This window comes from Methylobacterium fujisawaense (assembly GCF_014138435.1).
Classification (GTDB): domain Bacteria; phylum Pseudomonadota; class Alphaproteobacteria; order Rhizobiales; family Beijerinckiaceae; genus Methylobacterium; species Methylobacterium fujisawaense.
The window spans coordinates 151,152-170,465 of sequence record NZ_JACJIM010000002.1; the positions used below are offsets into that span (position 1 = coordinate 151,152).

Consider the following 19,314-nt stretch of genomic DNA (forward strand, 5'->3'; position numbering starts at 1 on the left):
CCCTGAAGCGTGTCAGCCGGGGGATGCCTGTCTTGCCCCGCTCCGGCAAGCTTTTCGGGGCTTTCCGCGCAGCGGGGATCTCAGCCTGTGCCTGCACGGATACGCGTCCCGGCCCCGTCCGTGACGACCGCGGCCACGGCCTCGGCGGCCCGAACGCCCTCCTCGTAGGCGCCGCCGACGGTGCCCCACTGTTCCCGGGACAGCGCCTCGCCGGCGAACCAGACCGTATCGGCCACCGCGCCGCGCAGGGCCTGTCGCGCCGGCGCATGGCCCGGCGGGACTACCGCCCACGATCCGCGCGACCATCGGTCGTGGCGCCACGCGCTCACCGCCGGGATCGTAAGGTCGCGCAGCCGTGCGCCGCCGAAATGCTCGGCCAGGACCGCGCGGACATGGCGGCGCACGCCGTCTGCGCCGGAGCCAGCGGCGTCGATTGCCGCTGCCTCGTGCAGGTCGAGTTCGTAATAGTGGAACGGCGTTCCGTCGATGCGGGTCAGAAGCCCCGGCGGCGCGTGACGCCCGCCATGGATCGCCGCGAGCCGGTCGCGGCCGCGGAACGGGCTCGACGGCCAGTGCAGCACCGCGTGCTCGTAGATACCGGTGGTGAACCCGTCGATGGCGACGCGGGCCGCATTCGGCAGCGGCGGCGAGAAGACCGGCCCCTCACGCAACACCATCATCGGTACGGTCACGATCACGGCGCGCGCGGCGTGCTCGGCTCCGGCCGCGGTGGTCGCGCGGACCCGGCCGCCCGACCAGTCGATCCGCGTCACCGCTGTCGCGAGCGCCACCGGCAACCCGTCCGCCAAGCGGGCGAGGTAGCTGCCGTAGCCGTCGGCGAGGAAGTAGTTGTCGCCGTATTCGAGGCTGGGGAAGTCCTGAAGCGAGACCTCGTTCAGCGGCCGGCCCGACACGAGGCCATGGACCTGCGCCACCCGCGCCCCCCAGGGCCCGAGCCCCGGCGGCAGCGCGCTGCCTGCCGGCCGGTCGGGACCGTGCTGCGCGGCGCCGCGGGTCATGGCCCGGTCGGCCCGGTCGAAGGCACGCCCGTTGGCCCGGATCTCGGCGGCGCGGCCGGGCCGACGCCCGACCCAGACGTGGCTCTCCTGCGGCGCACGGCGCAGCCGCTCGCCGCGCGTCCGACCGAGCGTCACCAGGGGATTGATCGGCCCGGCATGCAGCCAATGGGCTCCGAGATCGAGGGCATGTCCGCGCAGGGCGACCGTCAGGGCGCGGCCACCGACGCGGTCCCGTGCCTCCAGCACGGCCACCGAAACCCCCCGTGCGGCAAGAGTCCGGGCCGCGCCGATCCCCGCGGCACCCGCACCGATCACCAGCACGTCTGCCACTTCGGGAAGCGGCGCGAGGCGCGGCCTGTAGGCGGGGCGGAACGCCGGGTCGAACCATCGGGACTCCGCAGCCTGCGGCATCGCGACCTGTCCGGCGGTGCCCTGTCCGGTGGTGCCCTGTCCGGTGGTGCCCTGTCCGGTCGTGTCCTGTCCGGTGGTATCCTGCACGCGTTCTCCCCGCACCCTCTCGCCCCTGCGACGGCTCCCGGCCTTGCACCGGTCGCCACACCGCTCCACAACGCGCCTGCGCCGCTTTCGGCGCGGGCCGGAACACTTCGCCCGATGCTCGTCGAGTCCGCCGCGGCGGCGTTGCGCCAGACCTTCTCGCCACCGCTGCGGGCGATCCTGTGGAAATCCCTCGGCCTGACGGTCGGGCTCCTGCTCCTAGTCTGGCTCGGCCTGACCCGGCTCATCCAGGCGTTCCAGGCGAGCCACCACATCTCCACCCAGTACCCGATCCTCGACAACCTCGCCTACTATCTGGCGGGGGTCGGTCTCGTCGTGGTCCTCGCCTACCTGATGCCGGCGGTCTCGATCCTGGTGGCGGGCTTCTTCCTCGACGATGCCGCCGAGATCGTCGAGCGCACCGATTTCCCGAATGACCCGCCCGGACGCCCCATGCCGTTCGGAACCGCCATGCTCTATGCGGTGCGCTTCGCCGGCCTGACGCTTCTGGTCAATCTCGCGGCGCTGGTGATCTTCTTCGTGCCGGTGATCGGAATCGCGGCCTTCTTCGCGGCCAATGCCTATCTGCTCTCCCGCGAGTATTTCGAGATGGCGGCGGCCCGGTTCAGGCCCCTTCCGGAGGCCGCCGAGATGCGCCGCGCTTTCTCTGTCCGGACACTCGGTGCCGGTTGCCTGCTGGCGGCCCTGATGGTCGTTCCGATCCTCAACCTGCTGACGCCGCTCTTCGGAATCGCGCTGATGGTCCACCTCCACAAGCGCCTCGGCCGACGCCCGCTGGTGACCGGACCCCTGCGTTAGGCCCACGCATCTGCGAGGATGCGGCCCGTGACCGCTCTGGCCGGCCCGGCCGTCGCCCGCTACCTTCACCGTGACCCGACCGGACGTTCGGGGCGGAGAGCCGATCGATGAAGGCGCACGACGCGGGTGCGGACGTTCCACCGCCGCCCGGCAAGGTCCCGTTCTTTCTCGTAGGGCTTGCCGCAATGGGTCTCCTGGCCTGGGGCGCCTACGGCCATTGGCAGCGCGACGCGGAGGCGACCGCGACGCTGGAGCGGATCAAGACCCTCGTGCCCCAGGTGCGGACCGTCGCGGCCGTGCGGGCGGAGGGTCCCGTCGATCTCGTGCTTCCCGGCGAGATGCAGGCCTTCACCATGGCGGCGATCGCCGCCCGCGCCACCGGCTACATCGCCGAACGCCGGGTCGATATCGGATCGCGCGTGAAGGCGGGCGAGCTGCTCCTGCGCATCGCCGCACCGGATCTCGATCAGCAACGCGCGCAGGCCGAGGCGCAGGTCGGACAATTGAGGGCGCAGTTGCTCCAGGCGCAGGCGCAGGTCGAGCAGGCGCGCGCCAACGTCAACCTCGCCAACCTCACCAATAACCGCACCTCCACGCTCGCGGTGCAAGGTTGGGCGTCGCGGCAGAACGCCGACAACACCCAGGCCGGTGTGCTCAGTCAGGCCGCGGCGCTCGCCGCCGCAGAGGCCGGCGTGAAGGTCGCCACGGCCAACATCAAGGTGCAGGAGGCCGTCGTCGACCGCCTGAAGGCGCTCACTGCGTTCGAGCGCGTCGTAGCCCCGTTCGATGGCGTCGTAACGGTGCGCAATGTCGATGTCGGGGATCTTGTCCGGGCCGATAACGGCGGGACGCCGCTCCTGAGCATGGATCAGGACAGCACCCTGCGTATCACCGTCAACGTCCCGCAGAACGACGCCATCGGCGTCAAGCCCGGTGTCCAGGCATTGATCACCGTCCCGCAGATGCCGGGCCGCCGCTTCGAGGGTTTCGTGGAGCGCAGCTCCGTTGCGCTGAACGCGGCGTCGCGTACGTTGACCACCCAGGTGGACGTGCCCAATCCCGACCGGACCCTGCGCGCCGGGCTCTATGCCTACGTCACCCTCAAGATCCCCCGGACCGAGCCCGGCGTGACGATCCCCGCCGAGGCGACGGTGTTCAACAGCAACGGCCTTCAGGTCGCGACCCTGGGCGACGATGACCGGGTGACATGGCGGACGATCCGCGTGCGGCGCGATCTCGGGCGCACGCTGGAGCTGGATTCCGGTCTCTCCGCGGACAGCCGCATCATCTACAGCCCGGCTCCGGACTTGCGCGACGGCCAGTTGGTCGAACCCGTGAAACCGCCGCAGTCGATGGAGCCGCTCCGATCGGCGCAACGCTGATCGGCCGGGAACAGCCCTCTGCAATCCGCGTCGGGCTCACCATCGGCCTCACCCTCGCGCCGAGCGACGGGACGAGCTGTGAGAAGCGCATCAAGAACGCCGAGGCCACCCGCGATCGCGGAAAAGGCCGAGGCGTGCGGCGCGTTGCGGTTCTTCGGGCCTGCGATGGATGAGCGCCCCCAGGTTCGCAGGATCCTGGAGTGCGATCTGCCCGATGTGCTCGCCGGGGAGATCTTCGAGGCCTGTGATCGGCTGGTCTACAGCCTCGGGGCGGATCGCATCTGCGCGTTCACGTCGGCACGCCTCATCACCGCTTTGCACGCGTCACTGCGGCGGACCGGATTGCCAGGACGGCGGCCGAAGCCGGACGCGCGCCGCCCCCGCGAGGAGGCCGCGCGCGCCATCGGTCTGTGGACGGAGGGACCGCCCTATTCGGCGGCGTCGAGGCGCGGGCGCTCCACGTGGCTGCGCTCGGCCTTGACCAGCTCGGCGGTCCGGAACGCCACCTCGAGGGCCTGCTCCGCGTTGAGGCGCGGGTCGCAGTAGGTGTGGTAGCGGTCCTGAAGGTCGTCGGCCGTCAGTGCCCGGGCGCCGCCCGTGCATTCGGTGACGTCCTTGCCGGTCATCTCCAGATGGATGCCGCCCGCGAAGGTGCCCTCGGCCCGGTGAACGCCGAAGAAGCCTTCTATCTCCTGCATCACCCGCTCGAAGGGCCGGGTCTTGTAGCGGCCCGCCGGGATCGTGTTCCCGTGCATCGGATCGCAGATCCACACCACCGAGCGCCCTTCCCGCTCGACCGCCCGGATCAGCGCCGGCAGGTGGTCGCCGACCTTGTCGGCGCCGAAGCGGCAGATCAGGCTGAGGCGCCCCGGCTCATTCTCCGGGTTGAGCAGGTCGATCAGCCGGATCAGGCCTTCGGCCTTCATGGACGGGCCGCACTTGAGGCCGATCGGGTTCTTGATGCCGCGGGCGTATTCCACGTGGGCGTGGTCGGGCTGCCGGGTCCGATCGCCGATCCACAGCATGTGGCCGGAGGTCGCGTACCAGTCGCCCGTGGTCGAATCGACGCGGGTCAGCGCCTCCTCGTAGCCGAGCAGCAGTGCCTCGTGGCTGGTGTAGAAATCGGTGGTCCGCACCTCCGGATGCGTCTCCGGATTGATGCCGATCGCCCGCATGAAGTCGAGGGCGTCGGTCATGCGGCCGGCCACATCCTGGTAGCGCGAGGATTGCGGCGAATCCTTCACGAAGCCCAGCATCCAGCGGTGCGCGTTCTCCAGGTTGGCGTAGCCGCCGGTGGCGAAGGCGCGCAGCAGGTTCAGGGTCGCGGCCGACTGACGGTAGGCCTCGAGCTGGCGGCGGGGATCCGGAACCCGCAACTCCTCGGTGAAGCCGATGCCGTTGATAATGTCGCCCCGGTAGCTCGGCAGGCTCACGCCCTCGAGGGTCTCGGTGGGCGAGGAGCGCGGCTTGGCGAACTGGCCGGCGATGCGCCCGACCTTCACCACGGGCGATCCGCCCGCGAAGGTCAGCACCATCGCCATCTGCAGGAACACCCGGAAGAAATCCCGGATGTTGTCGGCGGAATGCTCGTCGAAGCTCTCGGCGCAGTCGCCGCCCTGCAGCAGAAAGGCTTGGCCCACGGCGACGCGCCCCAGCGCCGCCTTCAGCTTGCGGGCCTCACCTGCAAAGACCAGCGGCGGAAAGCTCGCGATCTGCGACTCGACGGCACCCAGGGCGGCAGCGTCCGGATAGGCGGGCACCTGCTCGATCGGCAGATGTCTCCAGCTTTTCGGTGTCCAACGCTCGCCCATGGTCTCTCTCCGCGCACCTCTTCGTGCGATCGCGCCGTCGCGCGAAGCGCGGCTTATAGAGAGGTTCCTTCACACTTGCGAGTGCCGCGAAACCGGGGGCAGGCGCGCCTCGGCGTCAGGCCTCGCCGTCTTCCACCTCGATCCCGTGCTCCGCCAGGATCCAGAAGATCGCCTCCAGGTCTTCCGCCGACACGTCTCGGGGTGGCAGCGCCTCCTCCAGATCGTCGTAGGTCAGGTTGCGGCTGCGTTGCGCCTCAGCCTTGGCGAGCAGGCGGTCGATGGCCTGACGGATATCGGGCGGCAGGGCATCGTGGCTCGGCGGCCGATGGAAGGCCGGCCGCAGGGCGTCCGCCAGCAGGCCATCGATGATCGCCTGCCGCCGCGCATGCGCGTCGTCCTCGCGTCGTCCCTTGCCTGTGCTCGGCTTGCCCATGCCACAGATATGGCTCGGTCGCGCACCGCGTCGAGGCCCCGCCCGCACGGAGGTTTCAGCCGACGCCGACCGGATGCTTGGTGACCTCCGGAACCCGCATGGTCACGAGTTCCTCGGCGGCTGTCGGATGGACCGCGATGGTCCGGTCGAAATCGGCCTTCGTCGCACCCATGGTCACGGCGATACCGACCGCCTGGATCACCTCCCCGGCATCGTGGCCGAAGATGTGGACGCCCACCACCCGGTCGCTGGCGCAGTCGACCAGCACCTTCATGAGGATGCGTTCCTCGCGCCCGGACAGGGTCGCCTTCATCGGGCGGAAGCGCGCCTTGTAGACGTCGATCTTGCCGTAGATCTCCCGGGCGGCCGCCTCGTTGTGGCCGACGACGCCGATCTCGGGGGTCGAGAACACCGCGGTGGGGATCAGGCGGTGATCGACGCAGGAGGGCCTGCCGCCATAGACCGTGTCGGCGAAGGCGTGGCCCTCGCGGATCGCCACCGGCGTCAGGTTGGCGCGGTTTGTCACGTCGCCCACCGCATAGATCGACGGGACCCTGGTCTGCGAATAGGCGTCCACCGGGATCGCTCCGGCCCCGTCGGTCTCGATCCCGACGCGATCGAGGCCGAGCCCGTCCACGTTGGGCCGCCGGCCGGTGGCGATGAGCACCTGATCGACCCGGATCTCGCTGCCGTCGTCGAGCTCCGCGCAGAGGCCGCCGTCCTGCCGTGCGATGCGCCGCAGCGTGCGCCCGAGCCGCAGGTCCATCCGTTGGCCGTAGGCCTCGGCGAGGGCGTCGCGGATCTCGTCGTCGAAGCCGCGCAGCAGTCTTTCGCCCCGGTGCAGCAGCGTCGTGCGGCTGCCGAGCGCCGCGAAGATGCCGGCGAATTCCACCGCGATGTAGCCGCCGCCGATCACCAGGATGCGCTCCGGCAGGCTCTCCAGCTCGAACACCTCGTTCGAGGTGATCGCCAGATCGATCCCGGGCACCGCCGGCTCCTTCACCGGATGCGCGCCCACCGCCACGAGGATGCGTTCCGCCCGGACCGTGCGGCCGGACTTCAGCAGGCGGACCGTATGGGAATCCTCGATCACCGCCCGCTCGGGTACGATCTCGACGCCGGCGCGGATCAGGTTGGCGTCGTAGATGCCTTCGAGCCGGGTCACCTCCGCGTCGCGCCGGCTCTTGAGGGTGCCCCAGTCGAAGCGGGGCTGTCCCACCGTCCAGCCGAAGCCCGCGGCATCCGCGAATTCGTCGGCGAAGCGGCCGGCATAGACCATCAGCTTCTTCGGGACGCAGCCCCGGATCACGCAGGTGCCGCCGACGCGGTACTCCTCGGCCAGCATCACCCGCGCGCCGTATCCGGCCGCGATCCGCGCCGCGCGGACACCACCGGACCCGCCGCCGATGACGAAGAGGTCGACGTCGAACGCGCTCATGCCGGACCGTCCCGCTCGGATCTCTCGTTCGCGTCGGCTGGAGACGCCGCACGCATCCAGGTGATGGCAGCGCCGAGCCCCGCCGTCCACCATGCCGCCCAGCCGTTGTGCTCGACGAAGGCGATCGCGGCCGCGCAGGCCACGAGACCGAGGGCCGTGGCGCGGTCCGGCTGCGTCAGCCGCGCGATCCGGGCAAGCATCAGCATCAGCGTCAGGGCGGCGAAGAGGGCGCCGGGCAGGCCCAGCTCGGCCCAGATCTGCAGGAAGCTGTTGTGCGGATGCCCGACCCCGAGCAGGACCCGCATCTCGGGGGGCACCGTCTCCGCGACGGACGTCTCGGCGAAGCGCGCGCTGGTGCCGAAGCCCGCGCCGCGCCAGGGATCGGCCGCCACGGCGGCGCCGAAGCTGCGCGCGATCGCGACCCGTGCCCGGGAGGAGGACTGGACGAGCCGCTCGTGCGCCGCCTCCGGCATGGCGCGGGCGAGAAGGTCGCCCTCGACCGGGGCGAGCGCCACGGCGAGGCCGAGACCGAGGCCGGCGAGGCCGAGACCTACCCGCAGGGGCAGCATCCGGCCCAGGGCGGCCATCGCGGCGCCCGCCAGCAGGCCGAGCTGGGCAGCGCCGCTGATCGAGCGGAGGACGCCGAGCGCCGCGAAGCCCATCACCGCCGCCGCCAAGCCCCGGGCGCTGCCTTTCCAGAGCACCAAGGCCAGCGGACCGGCCACGAGATCGAGGGTCAAGGCCGGCCGGTTGTGAACGAAGGCGGCGACCCGGCGTCCGAGCGCACGCTCCAGGGCAAGATCGGAGGCGAGGTCGATCGCGATCAGGAGGCCTGCGAGCCCGACCGCGATCGCGCCGAGGCGCGGCGCGAAGGCCGGTATGCGGCCGGGCGCCAGACAGGCGAGCAGGTAGGTGGCCAGCAGCGTCGGCAGGAACTCCCCGAGAACCCGGAGCGACGCGGCCGGGAACGGGCTCCAGGCGAGCGAGATCAGGGCCCAGGCCAGGAAGGCGAGCGCTGCGCCGGCGAGCGGCGTCCGGAGCGGTCCCAGCAGATGGCGGCGCAGGGCGGCCGCGTCCTCCGCCCAGCGCCCGGCCAGGAAGGCGAGCGCCGCCAGCCCGCAGATGAGCGGGCTCGACCGGTTGGCGAGCACCATGGCGAGCGGCATGACGGCGAGGAGCACGCCGCCCGCCGCGTAGAGGCGGCCGGCCGCGCTCATGGGCGACCTCTCACGGTGATCGACCCGCGGGGGCGGCCACCCTCACTGCATCTGATGCCCGCGCTTGCCCATCTCGGCGCGGACGCGGACCATGACGTATTCCGAGACGTCCTGCGTCCAGTCCTGCATCTCCTGCACCATCTCGTCGAGAAGCTGCGGCTGCGCCTCGACATAGTGCTTCCCGGCGGGCGAGCGGAAGAAGGTCGCGATCTCCTTCAGCTCGGCTTCGGAGAATTTCGACGCGTAGGTCCGCGCCGCGATGTCGATCATGCGCTGCTTCTGCAGTTCCATCTCCGGCTGCAGCGAGGCCAGGACTTCCTCGAGATCCTTGGAGAGCTCGGGCCGGGTGACCGTCTGCTTGCGGATCTGATCGGCGAAGGCGGGCAGCACCGAGTCGAACGAACGGGCGATACCGGAGCTGAGCATCACCTCGCGGGCGAGTGCCAGATGGCTCGGCGAAAAGGTGGAGGCCGCCGGCGTGTTGGCGGCCGGGGTGCCGCCCGCCGGGGCATTCGGTTGCGCCGTCGGCTTGGTCGGCGCGGGTTTTTGAGGCTGGGCTGCAGCTGGATGCGGAAGCGCCAGGAGCGCGAGGCCGAGCGCGAGGCCGGGCGCGGCGATGAGGCGTCGGGACATGCTGGACTTTCTTGCGAGGATGACCTGCGATTGAGGACGGCGCCTCAGGCGAGGCTGCCGAGAACGGTGACCTCGGCCTGCCCGTCCCGCGCCGCCGCCAGGATCGCGGCGTCGGCGATGCCGAGGAACAGGCCATGCTCGACCACGCCCGGCACGGCCCACAGCGCGGCGCCGAGAGCCTCGGGATCGGGAATCGCACCGAGATGCGCGTCGAGGATGTAATGGCCGCCGTCGGTGACCAGGGGCTTGCCATCGGGCCGGCCGCGCAGCCGGACCGCACCGGAGCAGCCGGCCGCTGCGACCGCCGCCTCGACGGCCCGGTGCGTGGCCTTGAGGCCGAAGGGATTGACCTCGATGGGAAGCGGGAAGGCGCCCAGCCGCGCCACGTGCTTGGCCGCGTCGGCGATCACCACCATGCGGCGGCTCGCGCAGGCGACGATCTTCTCCCGCAGCAGGGCCGCGCCGCCGCCCTTGATCAGGCGCAGCTGGTCGTCGACCTCGTCGGCGCCGTCGATGGTCAGGTCGAGCTCCGGCTGCTCGTCGAGGGTCGCGAGGCGGATGCCGAGGCTCTCCGCCTGGGCCCGGGTCGCCTCGGATGTCGGGACCCCGAGGATGTCGAGTCCGGCGCCGACCCGCTCGCCGAGGAGCGCCACGAAGGCCGCCGCCGTGGATCCCGTCCCGAGGCCGAGCCGCATACCCGGCTCGATGAGGTCGAGGGCGCGGGCGGCCGCAGCCCGACGCAGATCCGGCCCGCTCACCGGGACACCGCCCGATCGGCGAGGTTGGGCGAGGAATCGCGCGTCATGGGCAGCCGGTCTCTCCGTGAGATTCGGTCGGCCCGTAGCACGGGACCGGGCCGACCGGAACGCCCGCGCCGGCAAGGCGGCATCACGGCCGCCCACCCTGTGTCGGCGTGGCGCTGGCCCCGGCCCGACCGGGCGCAGGTCCGGTCAGCGGCGCATCGGACGCGCTCTCGACCCCGGGCTTGCCCTGCTGGGTGCAGACGACCTGCTCCTTCTTAACCAGCACGAAGCAGATGCTCATCTCGCCGGTCCGGTAATTCACCCGGAAGACCCCGGCTTCGCGGGTGTGGCGGCTCGCCACCAGCCCGTATTCCGACGGGGTCTGGGGCCCGGCGCCCTCGCCCGGCCCGAAGCAGACCGTCTGGCCGATTCCCCCCGCCGATTCCTGAAGCCCGTACTGGCAGGAGGTGACCTCTCCGGTCACCTTGTCGACCCGGTACATCCGGTTCAGGTCGGTCTGTGGCGCGGGCACGAACTCGAAGGAGGTCGCGGCCGCCGGCAGGGTTTGGAGCACGGCGCAGGCGGCCAGAAGGGGCAGAGACGGTTTCATCGCGGATCCCGGGGCTGGTACGCACTGCGTTTCGCCGCGCTTTCAGGCGAGTCTGGGGCGCTGGGTGAGACGATCGGTGCATCTGCCGCGTCCCCTCCGCCGGCTTGCCCCGCATCGTCGGCCCCGATAGCGACGCCGTTTCGAGATCCCGGCCAGCACGGAGCCCCGCAGGCATGCCCACCGAACCGACGACCCCGCCCCCGATCGCCGTGTTCGACCTGGATGGGACCCTCGCGGAGACCGCAGGCGACCTGATCGGCACGCTCAACGTCCTGATGGCGCGCGAGGGGTTGTCGGAGCTGCCCCTTTCCCAGGCGCGCGGGCTGATCGGTGCCGGCGCCCGGGCGCTGATCCGGCGCGGCTTCGAGGCCGAGGGTCGGCCGCTCTCGCCGGAAGACCACGACCGGCTGTTCGATGCCTTCATCGACCATTACGGGGACCACCTTGCCGACACGACCTACCTTTTCCCCGGCGTGGTCGAGGCCCTCGATTCTCTCGAGGCGGCGGGATTCACGCTGGCCGTCTGCACCAACAAGTTCGAGGGGCAATCGGTGGAGCTGCTGCGCCTTCTGGGCATCGGTCACCGCTTCGCGGCGATCTGCGGCCGCGACACCTTCCCGCAAGCCAAGCCCGATCCGCGCCACCTCACCGGCACGATCGCACGCGCCGGTGGCGATCCGGCGCGCGCCGTGATGGTCGGCGATTCCCGGACCGACATCGACACCGCCAAGGCCGCCGGCATCCCGGTGGTGGCGGTCACCTTCGGCTATACCGATCGCCCGGTTTCCGAACTCGGGCCCGATCGGGTGATCGAGCACTTCTCGCAGCTTGTCGAGGCGGTGGGCGCCCTCGTACCGGCCGCACTCGCCTGATCCTCAGCGCAGCCAGGTCTTCAGCCGCGACACCGCTTCGCGGCACTCGGCCTCCGAGCCCGCGAACGAGAACCGGACGTGGTGGTGGCCGAGATCCGGGTCGAAATCGAGACCCGGCGTCGCCGCGACATCGGCCTCGTCCAGCATCCGCCGGCAGAAATCCGAGGCGTCGTCGGTGAGGTTCGAGACGTCGGCGTAGAGGTAGAAGGCGCCGTCGGCGGGATGCACGCGGCCGAGGCCGAGGGCCGGGAGCGCATCCAGCAGGATCGCGCGGTTGCGCGCGTAGCTGTCGCGCACGGCGTCCAGGTCCTCCGTGGCGTCGAAGGCCGCCAGCGCACCGACCTGCGAGAGGTAGGGCGCCGAGATGTAGAGGTTCTGCGCCAGCCGCTCGATCGGGCGGACCAGCGCCTCCGGCACGACCATCCAGCCGACGCGCCAGCCGGTCATGCAATGGTATTTCGAGAAGGAGTTGATGACGACCGCGTCGGGGTCGAAGCGCAGGGCCGTGACCGTGGGCAGGCCGTAGCTGAGGCCGTGATAGATCTCGTCGGAGATCAGCGGCAGGCCGAGGATGCGCGTCGCCGCGCAGAGATCCTGCAGGGCGGCCTCCGTGATCACCGTGCCGGAGGGATTGGCCGGGCTCATCACCAGCGCCCCGGCGACCGGCGCGCGGGCATGGGTCTCGCGGAGCAGGGCGGCGGTCGGGGCGAAGCGGTCCTCGGCGCGCAGCACCATCGGCGCCGGAACGAGGTCGAGGGCCGTCAGGATGCTGCGATAGGCCGGGTATCCGGGCTGCGGCACGGCGACCCGGTCGCCGGAATCGAACAGGCTCATGAAGGCGAGGACGAAGCCGGCCGAGGATCCGGTCGTGATCACCACCCGCTCCGGGCTCACCGCGACGCCGTGCCGCTCGGCATAGTCCCGGGCGATGCGGGCCCGAAGGGCGGGCAGGCCGAGGGCCTCCGTGTAGGGGATGCGGCCGGTGGCGAGCGCCGCCTGCGCGGCCGCGATCACCGGGCCGGGCGCGGGGGCGGAGGGCTGGCCCACCTCCATTCGCACCACGTCGACGCCAGCCCGCGCCTTGGCGGCGGCGGCGGCCATGACATCCATCGCGAGGAACGGCTGGACTGCGGCGGCCCGCCGGGAGATCGGGGTCATGGCATCCCTCGCTGCAAAGTCGTCTGCGCCGCGCTGCCGGCGCGCCGGGGGTAGACCCTCGCGGCCCGCGCCTCAACCGGATGCCGGACCGGCAGCCGCGACCGATTCGATCGGCACGGGCAGGATTTGACCGGACGCCGCGAAAACGCCTAACCCAGCCCCTACCGCTCGCGCCACGCGCGGGCCGGCCTGCCGCGCAAGCGAGGATCCATGCCTTTCATCCGCCCCCTGCCCGCGCTGGTCCTGGCGCTCGGCCTCGTCGCCGTCCCCGCCCTCGCGCAGACCGCGACGCCCCCCGCCGCGCCCTTCACGGACGCGCAGCGCGCCGGCATCGAGGCGATCGTCAAGGACTACCTGATCAAGCATCCCGAGGTGCTTCAGGAGGCCCTTGCCGAGGCTGAGAAGCAGCAGGCCGAGACGCAGCGTCTCGCCCAGGCCGCCGCCTTGAAGGAGTCGCGCGAGGCGCTGCTCAACGGGCCCCACGATGTCGTCGCCGGCAACCCGTCGGGCGACGTCACGCTGGTCGAGTTCTTCGATTACAATTGCGGTTACTGCCGCAAGGCGCTGGCTGACGTCCAGACGCTGATCAAGTCCGATCCGAAGCTGCGGGTGGTGATCAAGGACTTCCCGGTGCTCGGCCCGGAATCGCTCGAGGCGAGCCAGGTGGCCATCGCGGTGCGCCAGCAGCTCAAGGGCGACAAGCTGTGGGAGTTCCACCAGAAGCTCCTGGAGACCAAGGGCCGGGTGAACGGCGCCCGGGCTATCCAGGTCGCCAAGGACCTCGGCGCCGACACGACCAAGCTCCAGAAGGACATGGCCTCCCCCGAGGTGAAGGCCGCGCTCAGCGAGAACCGCGGTCTCGGCGATCGTCTGGGCCTCTCGGGCACGCCGGCCTTCATCATCGGCGACGAGGTGATCCCGGGCGCGGTCGGCGTCGAGCCGATCCGCAAGACCATCGCCGACGTGCGCCAGTGCGGCCACGCCTCCTGCTGAGCTGACGGATCGACCCGACGGACCCCGAAGGCGTTCCGCGCAGCCTTGTCGCGCCGGGGCGCCTTCGTCTAAGAGCCGCCAGCCGCAGGGCCGCGGTGGAGGTCCAGGGCCGAGCCCGGATGGACGCACCGACGTGCCGCGAGACGAAGTAGGCCGGATGCCAAAGAACGACGCCATCGATCCCGAACTCGTGCGCGAGCTCGCCAACCTCGTCACCGAGACCGGCCTGTCCGAGATCGAGGTCGAGAAGGGCGACCTGCGCATCCGTGTCGCGCGGCGGCTCGAACCCGTGAATGTTCAGGTGGCGGCGCCCGCGCCCCTCGCGGCCGTGGCCTCGCCCCCGGCGGCGGCCGCGGCGCCGTCCCCCCTCGCCCCGGCCGAGCCGGCCCGCGCGCAGCCCGGCACCGTGCCCTCGCCGATGGTCGGGACCGCCTATCTCCGGCCCTCGCCCGACGCCAAGGCCTTCGTGGATGTGGGCTCGAAGGTCGAGGTCGGCGACAAGCTTCTGCTCATCGAGGCGATGAAGACCTTCAACGAGATCGTGGCGCCCCGCGCCGGCACGATCAGCGCGATCTTCGTCGAGGACGGTCAGCCGGTCGAGTTCGGCGAGGCCCTGCTCGTCATCACTTAGGACGTCCGCCGGGCGCTCGCCGCTCCGTCCCGGACGATGCCGCAACTCAAGAGGATAGAGCATCCTGCGCGGTCCGGGATCGCCAGGACGCCCTAACGGGTCCGATGTTCGACAAGATCCTGATCGCGAACCGCGGCGAGATCGCCCTGCGCATTCTGCGGGCGGCGAAGGAACTCGGGATCGCCACCGTGGCGGTCCACTCCACCGCCGACGCGGATGCCATGCATGTGCGGCTGGCCGACGAGAGCGTCTGCATCGGGCCGCCCGCCGCCCGCGACAGCTACCTCAACATCCCGTCGATCATCGCGGCCTGCGAGATCACCGGAGCGGATGCCGTGCATCCCGGCTACGGCTTCCTCTCGGAGAATGCCCGCTTCGCCGAAGTGCTGGCCCATCACCAGATCGGCTTTATCGGCCCCAAGGCGCAGCACATCCGCACCATGGGCGACAAGATCGAGGCGAAGCGCACGGCGCTGAAACTCGGCATCCCCTGCGTGCCGGGCTCGGAGGGCGGGGTCGAGGATCCCCATGAGGCCAAGCGCGTCGCAGCGGAGATCGGCTATCCGGTCCTCGTCAAGGCGGCGGCCGGCGGCGGCGGCCGCGGCATGAAGGTCGCGCGCACCGAGGCCGAGCTTGAGCAGGCGATCGGCATGGCCCGGTCCGAGGCCAAGGCCGCCTTCGGCGACGACGCGGTCTATCTCGAGAAATATCTGGAGAAGCCCCGCCACATCGAGGTGCAGGTGCTGGGTGACGGGCGCGGCGGCGCCGTCCACCTCGCCGAGCGCGACTGCTCGCTCCAGCGCCGTCACCAGAAGGTGTGGGAGGAAGGCGGCTCGCCGGCGCTCAACGAATCGATGCGCGCCGAGATCGGCGGCATCTGCGCCAACGCCATGAAGGAACTCGGCTATCTCGGCGCCGGGACCGTCGAGTTCCTGTACGAGGACGGCCGATTCTACTTCATCGAGATGAACACCCGCATCCAGGTCGAGCATCCGGTGACCGAGATGATCACCGGAATCGACCTCGTCATCGAACAGATCCAGGTCGCCTCGGGGGGGGCGCTCTCGGTCAGCCAGGCGGACATCAAGGTCGAGGGCCACGCCATCGAGTGTCGGATCAATGCCGAACATCCGGAGACCTTCCGGCCTTCGCCGGGCGAGATCACCCATTATCACACGCCGGGCGGCCTCGGCGTCCGGGTCGATTCGGCGGCGTTCCAGGGCTACCGGATCCCGCCGAACTACGATTCGCTGATCGGCAAGCTGATCGTCCATGGCCGGACCCGCAACGAGTGCCTGATGCGCCTGCGCCGGGCGCTGGACGAGTTCGTGATCGACGGCATCGACACGACGCTGCCGCTGTTCCGGACGCTGGTCCGCAACCCGGACGTGCAGAACGGCCTTTACGACATCCATTGGCTGGAGCATTTCTTGGAAGACGGCGGCATGAAAGCCTGACCGGACCGGGGCGGGGCTGCGGCGACCGCTCCACGCGCGGGATCTGGTCTTCGCGCCGGCCGCGCGCGACACTCACGGCATGCACGATTCCGCCCGCGTGGACATCACCCCCGAGATCCTGCTGAAGGCCTACGCGGCGGGAATCTTCCCGATGGCGGAGGACGCCGACGACCCGACGCTCTATTGGGTCGAGCCCAAGGCGCGGGGCGTGTTGCCCCTCGACGCGTTCCGCGTCCCCCGGCGCCTCGCCCGGACGGTGCGGTCCGACCAGTTCGTGGTCCGCTGCGACACCGACTTCGAAGCTGTGATCGACGGTTGCGCCGCGCCGCGCCGGGACAGCGAGCGCACCTGGATCAACGCACGGATCCGCGAACTCTACGGCGCCCTGTTCGATCTCGGCCATGTCCACACGGTCGAGGTCTATGCGGGCGCGGACGGGCGGCTCGTCGGCGGCCTGTACGGTGTCTCGTTGGGGGCGGCCTTCTTCGGCGAGAGCATGTTCCACGAGGTGCGCGACGCCTCGAAGGTCGCCCTCGTCCACCTGATGGCCCGCCTCCGCGCCGGGCACTACCGGCTCGCCGATACCCAGTTCGTCACCGACCATCTCACCCAGTTCGGTGCCGAGGAGGTGCCGCGGCACGTCTACAAGCGGCGGCTCGCCGAAGCCCTCGATCAGGTCGCCGACTGGAACGTCTGGCCCGGCGACGGCTCGATGCCGGGCGCGCGGGTCCTCGAGGCTCTGGAATCTCCGGACCTGCCTTAGGGTCGAGATCCCAGAGGATCCCGGTCGAGCTGCCAGGCGTCGGAGCGGACGATCCGGAGGCCGGCGTCAGCGCCGGCGCCGGTGCCGGTAGCCGGTCGAGAACGAGGCGTACTGCCGGCCGCGCGCGGACCGGTAGCGCCGGCGGCGGCTGGTGCTGGCCTCGGCCGTCTCCTCCACCTGGGGGATTGGCTCTGCCATGGCGGCCGCCGGGGTGGCAGCCGTGGCCACAGCGGTGTCGGCCGAGGCGTAGCCGCCGGCGACGTTCTTGGCCGCGGGGCCGAACATCGCGAGGCATTGATTGTAGGCGAGGTCGTTCTTCAGGCGCTCGCATTCACCGATAGAGCGCGGGGTCCCCTGAGCCAGGACCGGCAAGGGCGCCAGCATCACGACGAGGGCAGCCAGAGGCGTAAGGCATAGGGGCGGGCGGTGCACGGAGCGGGATCTCGAGCGGGAACGGGCAGGCTTGTGATCCCCGAGTGCGGCAAAATCGAGGGATCGGCGTCAGCGATCGGGCCGCTCCATCCACCGGATCAGCGGCATCAGCGGGAAGATCCAGGCGATGCCGAGAATCGAGTAGATCACCGCCTGCACCGGCGCGGGCGTCTCCGCGATGCGGCTGTCGGCCAGGGCCATCGCCAGCGGGCCGTAGAGGCAGACGAAGGCGAGGATCACGAGGGTGCCGATCAGGGTTCGGGTGCGGCGGCGCATTGCTGTGTCCGTGGCCTCGCGGCCGGCGCTCCCGGCGCCGACCGGGGACGGCTACCGTCCTGTGATCCGGTTGGCAACGCGCCCGCTGACGCGGGCTGCGGCGCCGGCGCCGTTGCTGGGCGGTCGGACATCCCCTAACCCGAAGGCGGCGGCCGGGGCATCCCGGCATCCGTGGAAGGGACGGGCATGGACATGAGTGGCGCGGGCGACCGGCGGTCGGGGGCGGTGCGGACCTGGCTCTACGTGGTCGCGGCCATGGTCGTCGCCATGGTGGCGGTCGGCGGCGCGACGCGTCTGACCGGGTCCGGCCTGTCGATCACCGAGTGGCGCCCCGTCACCGGGGCGATCCCCCCCCTCACCGAGGCCGACTGGGCCGCCGAATTCGCCAAGTACAAGGACACGCCGCAATACAACATCCTCAACCAGGGGATGGGATTGTCCGCGTTCAAGGTCCTGTATGGCTGGGAATGGGGCCATCGCGTCCTCGGCCGGCTCATCGGCCTCGTGTTCTTCCTGCCGCTGATCGTGTTCTGGTGGCAGGGCCGGATCAGCCGGCGTCTCGGATTCGGGCTGCTCGGCCTCGGCGTGCTCGGCGGCCTTCAGGGCGCCATCGGCTGGATCATGGTCGCTTCGGGCCTCCAGCCCGGCATGACCGCGGTGGCCCCGCTCAAGCTCGCCCTGCACCTCACCACCGCCAGCCTGATCCTGGCCGGCCTCGTCTGGCTGGCGGCGGGCGAGCGCCGCGGCGTCCTGGCACCGGTCCCGGCGCGCCTGCAGGCGACTGCGATGGTGCTCCCGATCCTGGTGCTGGTGCAGATCTTCCTCGGAGGGCTCGTCGCCGGCTCCCATGCCGGCCTCGTCTTCAATACCTGGCCCACCATGGACGGCGCTTTCGTGCCGCCGCTGGATAGCCTGTTCGCGATCCGGCCCTGGATCGAGAACTTCGTCGACAACCACGCCCTGGTTCAGTTCGACCATCGGGTGACGGCCTATCTGGTCCTGGTCGTGGCGATCCTTCACGCCATCGACGCCCGCCTCACCGGGCCGGCGAACGCGGCCGGCCGCGCCAACGGTGTCGTGATCCTCGTTCTCGCCCAGATGGCGCTGGGAATCGCGACGCTGCTCCTCGCCGTTCCGCTCTGGGCGGCGCTCGCGCATCAGGTGCTGGCCATGGCCGTGCTGACGATGGCGACAGTCCATGCCCGGATCAGCCGGGGATCCGGCGTAGTGATGCCGGCGGCCGCGGAGCCGCCCCTGGGGTTCGAGGGGCTGGCGAGAGGCCGGATCTAGGCTATCGTGCGGTGCGGCCATCGTGCTGCGCTGCACGAGACTTTTACCGCTTTTAGTGGAACCTTGGGATAACTCCGCATCAGCAATCTGCACGGGGAACGACTTAGACTTCTCAAGCTTTATGCTGCAAGCGTTGCAGGAGGCTTCAAGATGTCTCTCGCGGAAGATGGCCGACCCCTCTCCCTGACCTGGCACTACACGCCGCGGGAGATCGTGGCGGATGGCGTGATCCACGGCCTCGGCGTTCTCCTCGGTTTCGCCGGCGCGGTAGCCCTGGTGGCCACGGCGGTCACCACACATCTCGGCCTCGGCGAGCGGGCGGCAGTCGTCGTCTACGCCGCGGCACTGGTCCTGATGCTCGGCGTCTCTGCCCTCTACAACCTGTACCCCGTGAGTCCGCGCAAATGGCTGCTCCGCCGCGCCGACCATGCCCTGATCTACCTGATGATCGCCGGCACCTACACGCCGCTGGTCGCCCTCGTGGGGTCGGGGATCCGAGCCTACGCGCTGCTGGCGATCATCTGGGTGGTGGCGCTGATCGGGATCGCCGTGAAGCTGCTCCTGCCGGGCCGGTTCGATCGGCTGTCGATCGGCCTCTACCTGCTGCTGGGCTGGAGCGGCCTGCTCGCGTACGAATCCGTCATCGCAGCGCTCCAGCCCACGGCTCTGTGGCTGCTGGGCATCGGCGGGGCGCTCTACTCCATCGGTGTGATCTTCCACATCTGGCGAACCCTGCCCTTCCAGAATGCGATCTGGCACGGCTTCGTCCTGGCCGCGGCGGCCTGCCATTACGGGATGATCTGGGCCAGCCTGAACGGCGCACCGCTGACATAGGGCGGGAT

At 70.6% G+C, this 19,314-nt stretch carries 20 protein-coding genes; 9 read left to right on the top strand and 11 right to left on the bottom strand.

Annotated features, from left to right (window positions below; genetic code table 11):
• Nucleotides 1-80 precede the first annotated feature (80 nt).
• Nucleotides 81-1,430, bottom strand: a complete 1,350-nt coding sequence (locus GGQ91_RS05640) for a flavin monoamine oxidase family protein (protein ID WP_053610758.1) — start codon at nucleotides 1,428-1,430, stop codon at nucleotides 81-83.
• Nucleotides 1,431-1,631: 201 nt separating this feature from the next.
• Between GGQ91_RS05640 and GGQ91_RS05645 the strand changes: the two genes are divergently transcribed.
• Both GGQ91_RS05645 and GGQ91_RS05650 read left to right on the top strand, forming a co-directional pair.
• Nucleotides 1,632-2,333, top strand: a complete 702-nt coding sequence (locus GGQ91_RS05645; RefSeq protein WP_043757826.1) for a sulfate transporter family protein — start codon at nucleotides 1,632-1,634, stop codon at nucleotides 2,331-2,333.
• 107 nt (nucleotides 2,334-2,440) lie between these two features.
• Entirely contained in the window at nucleotides 2,441-3,715 is a 1,275-nt protein-coding gene (locus tag GGQ91_RS05650) for an efflux RND transporter periplasmic adaptor subunit (protein ID WP_182591564.1), read from the top strand.
• 428 nt (nucleotides 3,716-4,143) lie between these two features.
• On the opposite strand, the gene GGQ91_RS05655 is transcribed toward GGQ91_RS05650, so the two are convergent.
• From GGQ91_RS05655 to GGQ91_RS05685, 7 genes are all read right to left on the bottom strand, one after another.
• On the bottom strand, nucleotides 4,144-5,526 hold the full coding sequence (locus tag GGQ91_RS05655) for a class II 3-deoxy-7-phosphoheptulonate synthase (protein ID WP_111473890.1): 1,383 nt from the start codon (nucleotides 5,524-5,526) through the stop codon (nucleotides 4,144-4,146).
• Nucleotides 5,527-5,641: 115 nt separating this feature from the next.
• Complete coding sequence (locus GGQ91_RS05660; protein WP_043380700.1) at nucleotides 5,642-5,959, bottom strand: RNA polymerase sigma factor region1.1 domain-containing protein; 318 nt, start codon at nucleotides 5,957-5,959, stop codon at nucleotides 5,642-5,644.
• Nucleotides 5,960-6,014: 55 nt separating this feature from the next.
• Nucleotides 6,015-7,397 (bottom strand): glutathione-disulfide reductase, encoded by a 1,383-nt coding sequence (gene gor, locus GGQ91_RS05665; protein ID WP_182591565.1) that lies wholly within the window; start codon nucleotides 7,395-7,397, stop codon nucleotides 6,015-6,017.
• Nucleotides 7,394-8,614: an O-antigen ligase family protein gene (locus GGQ91_RS05670; protein ID WP_182591566.1), complete on the bottom strand. Its 1,221-nt coding sequence runs from the start codon at nucleotides 8,612-8,614 to the stop codon at nucleotides 7,394-7,396. The genes gor and GGQ91_RS05670 overlap by 4 nt, the downstream gene beginning before the upstream one ends.
• A 42-nt stretch (nucleotides 8,615-8,656) precedes the next feature.
• On the bottom strand, nucleotides 8,657-9,247 hold the full coding sequence (locus tag GGQ91_RS05675; protein ID WP_043380704.1) for a DUF2059 domain-containing protein: 591 nt from the start codon (nucleotides 9,245-9,247) through the stop codon (nucleotides 8,657-8,659).
• Nucleotides 9,248-9,291: 44 nt separating this feature from the next.
• Nucleotides 9,292-10,005: a ribose-5-phosphate isomerase RpiA gene (gene rpiA, locus GGQ91_RS05680; protein ID WP_043757834.1), complete on the bottom strand. Its 714-nt coding sequence runs from the start codon at nucleotides 10,003-10,005 to the stop codon at nucleotides 9,292-9,294.
• 130 nt (nucleotides 10,006-10,135) lie between these two features.
• Nucleotides 10,136-10,600 (bottom strand): hypothetical protein, encoded by a 465-nt coding sequence (locus tag GGQ91_RS05685; RefSeq protein WP_043380709.1) that lies wholly within the window; start codon nucleotides 10,598-10,600, stop codon nucleotides 10,136-10,138.
• Between the two features lie 173 nt (nucleotides 10,601-10,773).
• Here GGQ91_RS05685 and GGQ91_RS05690 point away from each other — a divergent pair, with 173 nt between their 5' ends.
• Nucleotides 10,774-11,472, top strand: coding sequence for a phosphoglycolate phosphatase (locus GGQ91_RS05690; protein WP_043345943.1), 699 nt, complete (start codon nucleotides 10,774-10,776; stop codon nucleotides 11,470-11,472).
• A gap of 3 nt (nucleotides 11,473-11,475) precedes the next feature.
• On the opposite strand, the gene GGQ91_RS05695 is transcribed toward GGQ91_RS05690, so the two are convergent.
• Nucleotides 11,476-12,630 carry a pyridoxal phosphate-dependent aminotransferase gene (locus GGQ91_RS05695; RefSeq protein WP_182591567.1) on the bottom strand — a complete coding sequence of 385 codons (1,155 nt, stop codon included), beginning with the start codon at nucleotides 12,628-12,630 and terminating at the stop codon, nucleotides 11,476-11,478.
• A 210-nt stretch (nucleotides 12,631-12,840) separates the two neighbouring features.
• Here GGQ91_RS05695 and GGQ91_RS05700 point away from each other — a divergent pair, with 210 nt between their 5' ends.
• From GGQ91_RS05700 to aat, 4 genes are all read left to right on the top strand, one after another.
• Nucleotides 12,841-13,623, top strand: coding sequence for a DsbA family protein (locus tag GGQ91_RS05700; RefSeq protein WP_043345940.1), 783 nt, complete (start codon nucleotides 12,841-12,843; stop codon nucleotides 13,621-13,623).
• Between the two features lie 157 nt (nucleotides 13,624-13,780).
• Entirely contained in the window at nucleotides 13,781-14,254 is a 474-nt protein-coding gene (gene accB / locus GGQ91_RS05705) for an acetyl-CoA carboxylase biotin carboxyl carrier protein (protein WP_053610675.1), read from the top strand.
• A 104-nt stretch (nucleotides 14,255-14,358) separates the two neighbouring features.
• On the top strand, nucleotides 14,359-15,711 hold the full coding sequence (accC, locus tag GGQ91_RS05710) for an acetyl-CoA carboxylase biotin carboxylase subunit (RefSeq protein ID WP_043380714.1): 1,353 nt from the start codon (nucleotides 14,359-14,361) through the stop codon (nucleotides 15,709-15,711).
• A gap of 79 nt (nucleotides 15,712-15,790) precedes the next feature.
• Nucleotides 15,791-16,474 (top strand): leucyl/phenylalanyl-tRNA--protein transferase, encoded by a 684-nt coding sequence (aat, locus tag GGQ91_RS05715; RefSeq protein WP_043757844.1) that lies wholly within the window; start codon nucleotides 15,791-15,793, stop codon nucleotides 16,472-16,474.
• Between the two features lie 66 nt (nucleotides 16,475-16,540).
• Here the strand turns inward: aat and GGQ91_RS05720 are convergent, their stop codons facing one another.
• Nucleotides 16,541-16,906 carry a hypothetical protein gene (locus GGQ91_RS05720; RefSeq protein WP_182591568.1) on the bottom strand — a complete coding sequence of 122 codons (366 nt, stop codon included), beginning with the start codon at nucleotides 16,904-16,906 and terminating at the stop codon, nucleotides 16,541-16,543.
• A 69-nt stretch (nucleotides 16,907-16,975) separates the two neighbouring features.
• A complete protein-coding gene (locus tag GGQ91_RS05725) occupies nucleotides 16,976-17,182 on the bottom strand; it encodes a DUF2842 domain-containing protein (protein ID WP_043345928.1) in 207 nt (68 codons plus the stop codon).
• 186 nt (nucleotides 17,183-17,368) lie between these two features.
• Between GGQ91_RS05725 and GGQ91_RS05730 the strand changes: the two genes are divergently transcribed.
• Both GGQ91_RS05730 and trhA read left to right on the top strand, forming a co-directional pair.
• Entirely contained in the window at nucleotides 17,369-18,472 is a 1,104-nt protein-coding gene (locus GGQ91_RS05730) for a COX15/CtaA family protein (RefSeq protein ID WP_053610676.1), read from the top strand.
• 150 nt (nucleotides 18,473-18,622) lie between these two features.
• Complete coding sequence (trhA, locus tag GGQ91_RS05735) at nucleotides 18,623-19,306, top strand: PAQR family membrane homeostasis protein TrhA (RefSeq protein WP_182591569.1); 684 nt, start codon at nucleotides 18,623-18,625, stop codon at nucleotides 19,304-19,306.
• Nucleotides 19,307-19,314: the final 8 nt, after the last annotated feature.

Bases quoted from the DNA above. Each gene is read 5' to 3' on its own strand.
- GGQ91_RS05640 (WP_053610758.1), bottom strand. From the start codon at position 1,430: ATGCCGCAGGCTGCGGAGTCCCGATGGTTCGACCCGGCGTTCCGCCCC.
- GGQ91_RS05645 (WP_043757826.1), top strand. From the start codon at position 1,632: ATGCTCGTCGAGTCCGCCGCGGCGGCGTTGCGCCAGACCTTCTCGCCA.
- GGQ91_RS05650 (WP_182591564.1), top strand. From the start codon at position 2,441: ATGAAGGCGCACGACGCGGGTGCGGACGTTCCACCGCCGCCCGGCAAG.
- GGQ91_RS05655 (WP_111473890.1), bottom strand. From the start codon at position 5,526: ATGGGCGAGCGTTGGACACCGAAAAGCTGGAGACATCTGCCGATCGAG.
- GGQ91_RS05660 (WP_043380700.1), bottom strand. From the start codon at position 5,959: ATGGGCAAGCCGAGCACAGGCAAGGGACGACGCGAGGACGACGCGCAT.
- gor (WP_182591565.1), bottom strand. From the start codon at position 7,397: ATGAGCGCGTTCGACGTCGACCTCTTCGTCATCGGCGGCGGGTCCGGT.
- GGQ91_RS05670 (WP_182591566.1), bottom strand. From the start codon at position 8,614: ATGAGCGCGGCCGGCCGCCTCTACGCGGCGGGCGGCGTGCTCCTCGCC.
- GGQ91_RS05675 (WP_043380704.1), bottom strand. From the start codon at position 9,247: ATGTCCCGACGCCTCATCGCCGCGCCCGGCCTCGCGCTCGGCCTCGCG.
- GGQ91_RS05685 (WP_043380709.1), bottom strand. From the start codon at position 10,600: ATGAAACCGTCTCTGCCCCTTCTGGCCGCCTGCGCCGTGCTCCAAACC.
- GGQ91_RS05690 (WP_043345943.1), top strand. From the start codon at position 10,774: ATGCCCACCGAACCGACGACCCCGCCCCCGATCGCCGTGTTCGACCTG.
- GGQ91_RS05695 (WP_182591567.1), bottom strand. From the start codon at position 12,630: ATGACCCCGATCTCCCGGCGGGCCGCCGCAGTCCAGCCGTTCCTCGCG.
- GGQ91_RS05700 (WP_043345940.1), top strand. From the start codon at position 12,841: ATGCCTTTCATCCGCCCCCTGCCCGCGCTGGTCCTGGCGCTCGGCCTC.
- accB (WP_053610675.1), top strand. From the start codon at position 13,781: ATGCCAAAGAACGACGCCATCGATCCCGAACTCGTGCGCGAGCTCGCC.
- accC (WP_043380714.1), top strand. From the start codon at position 14,359: ATGTTCGACAAGATCCTGATCGCGAACCGCGGCGAGATCGCCCTGCGC.
- aat (WP_043757844.1), top strand. From the start codon at position 15,791: ATGCACGATTCCGCCCGCGTGGACATCACCCCCGAGATCCTGCTGAAG.
- GGQ91_RS05725 (WP_043345928.1), bottom strand. From the start codon at position 17,182: ATGCGCCGCCGCACCCGAACCCTGATCGGCACCCTCGTGATCCTCGCC.
- GGQ91_RS05730 (WP_053610676.1), top strand. From the start codon at position 17,369: ATGGACATGAGTGGCGCGGGCGACCGGCGGTCGGGGGCGGTGCGGACC.
- trhA (WP_182591569.1), top strand. From the start codon at position 18,623: ATGTCTCTCGCGGAAGATGGCCGACCCCTCTCCCTGACCTGGCACTAC.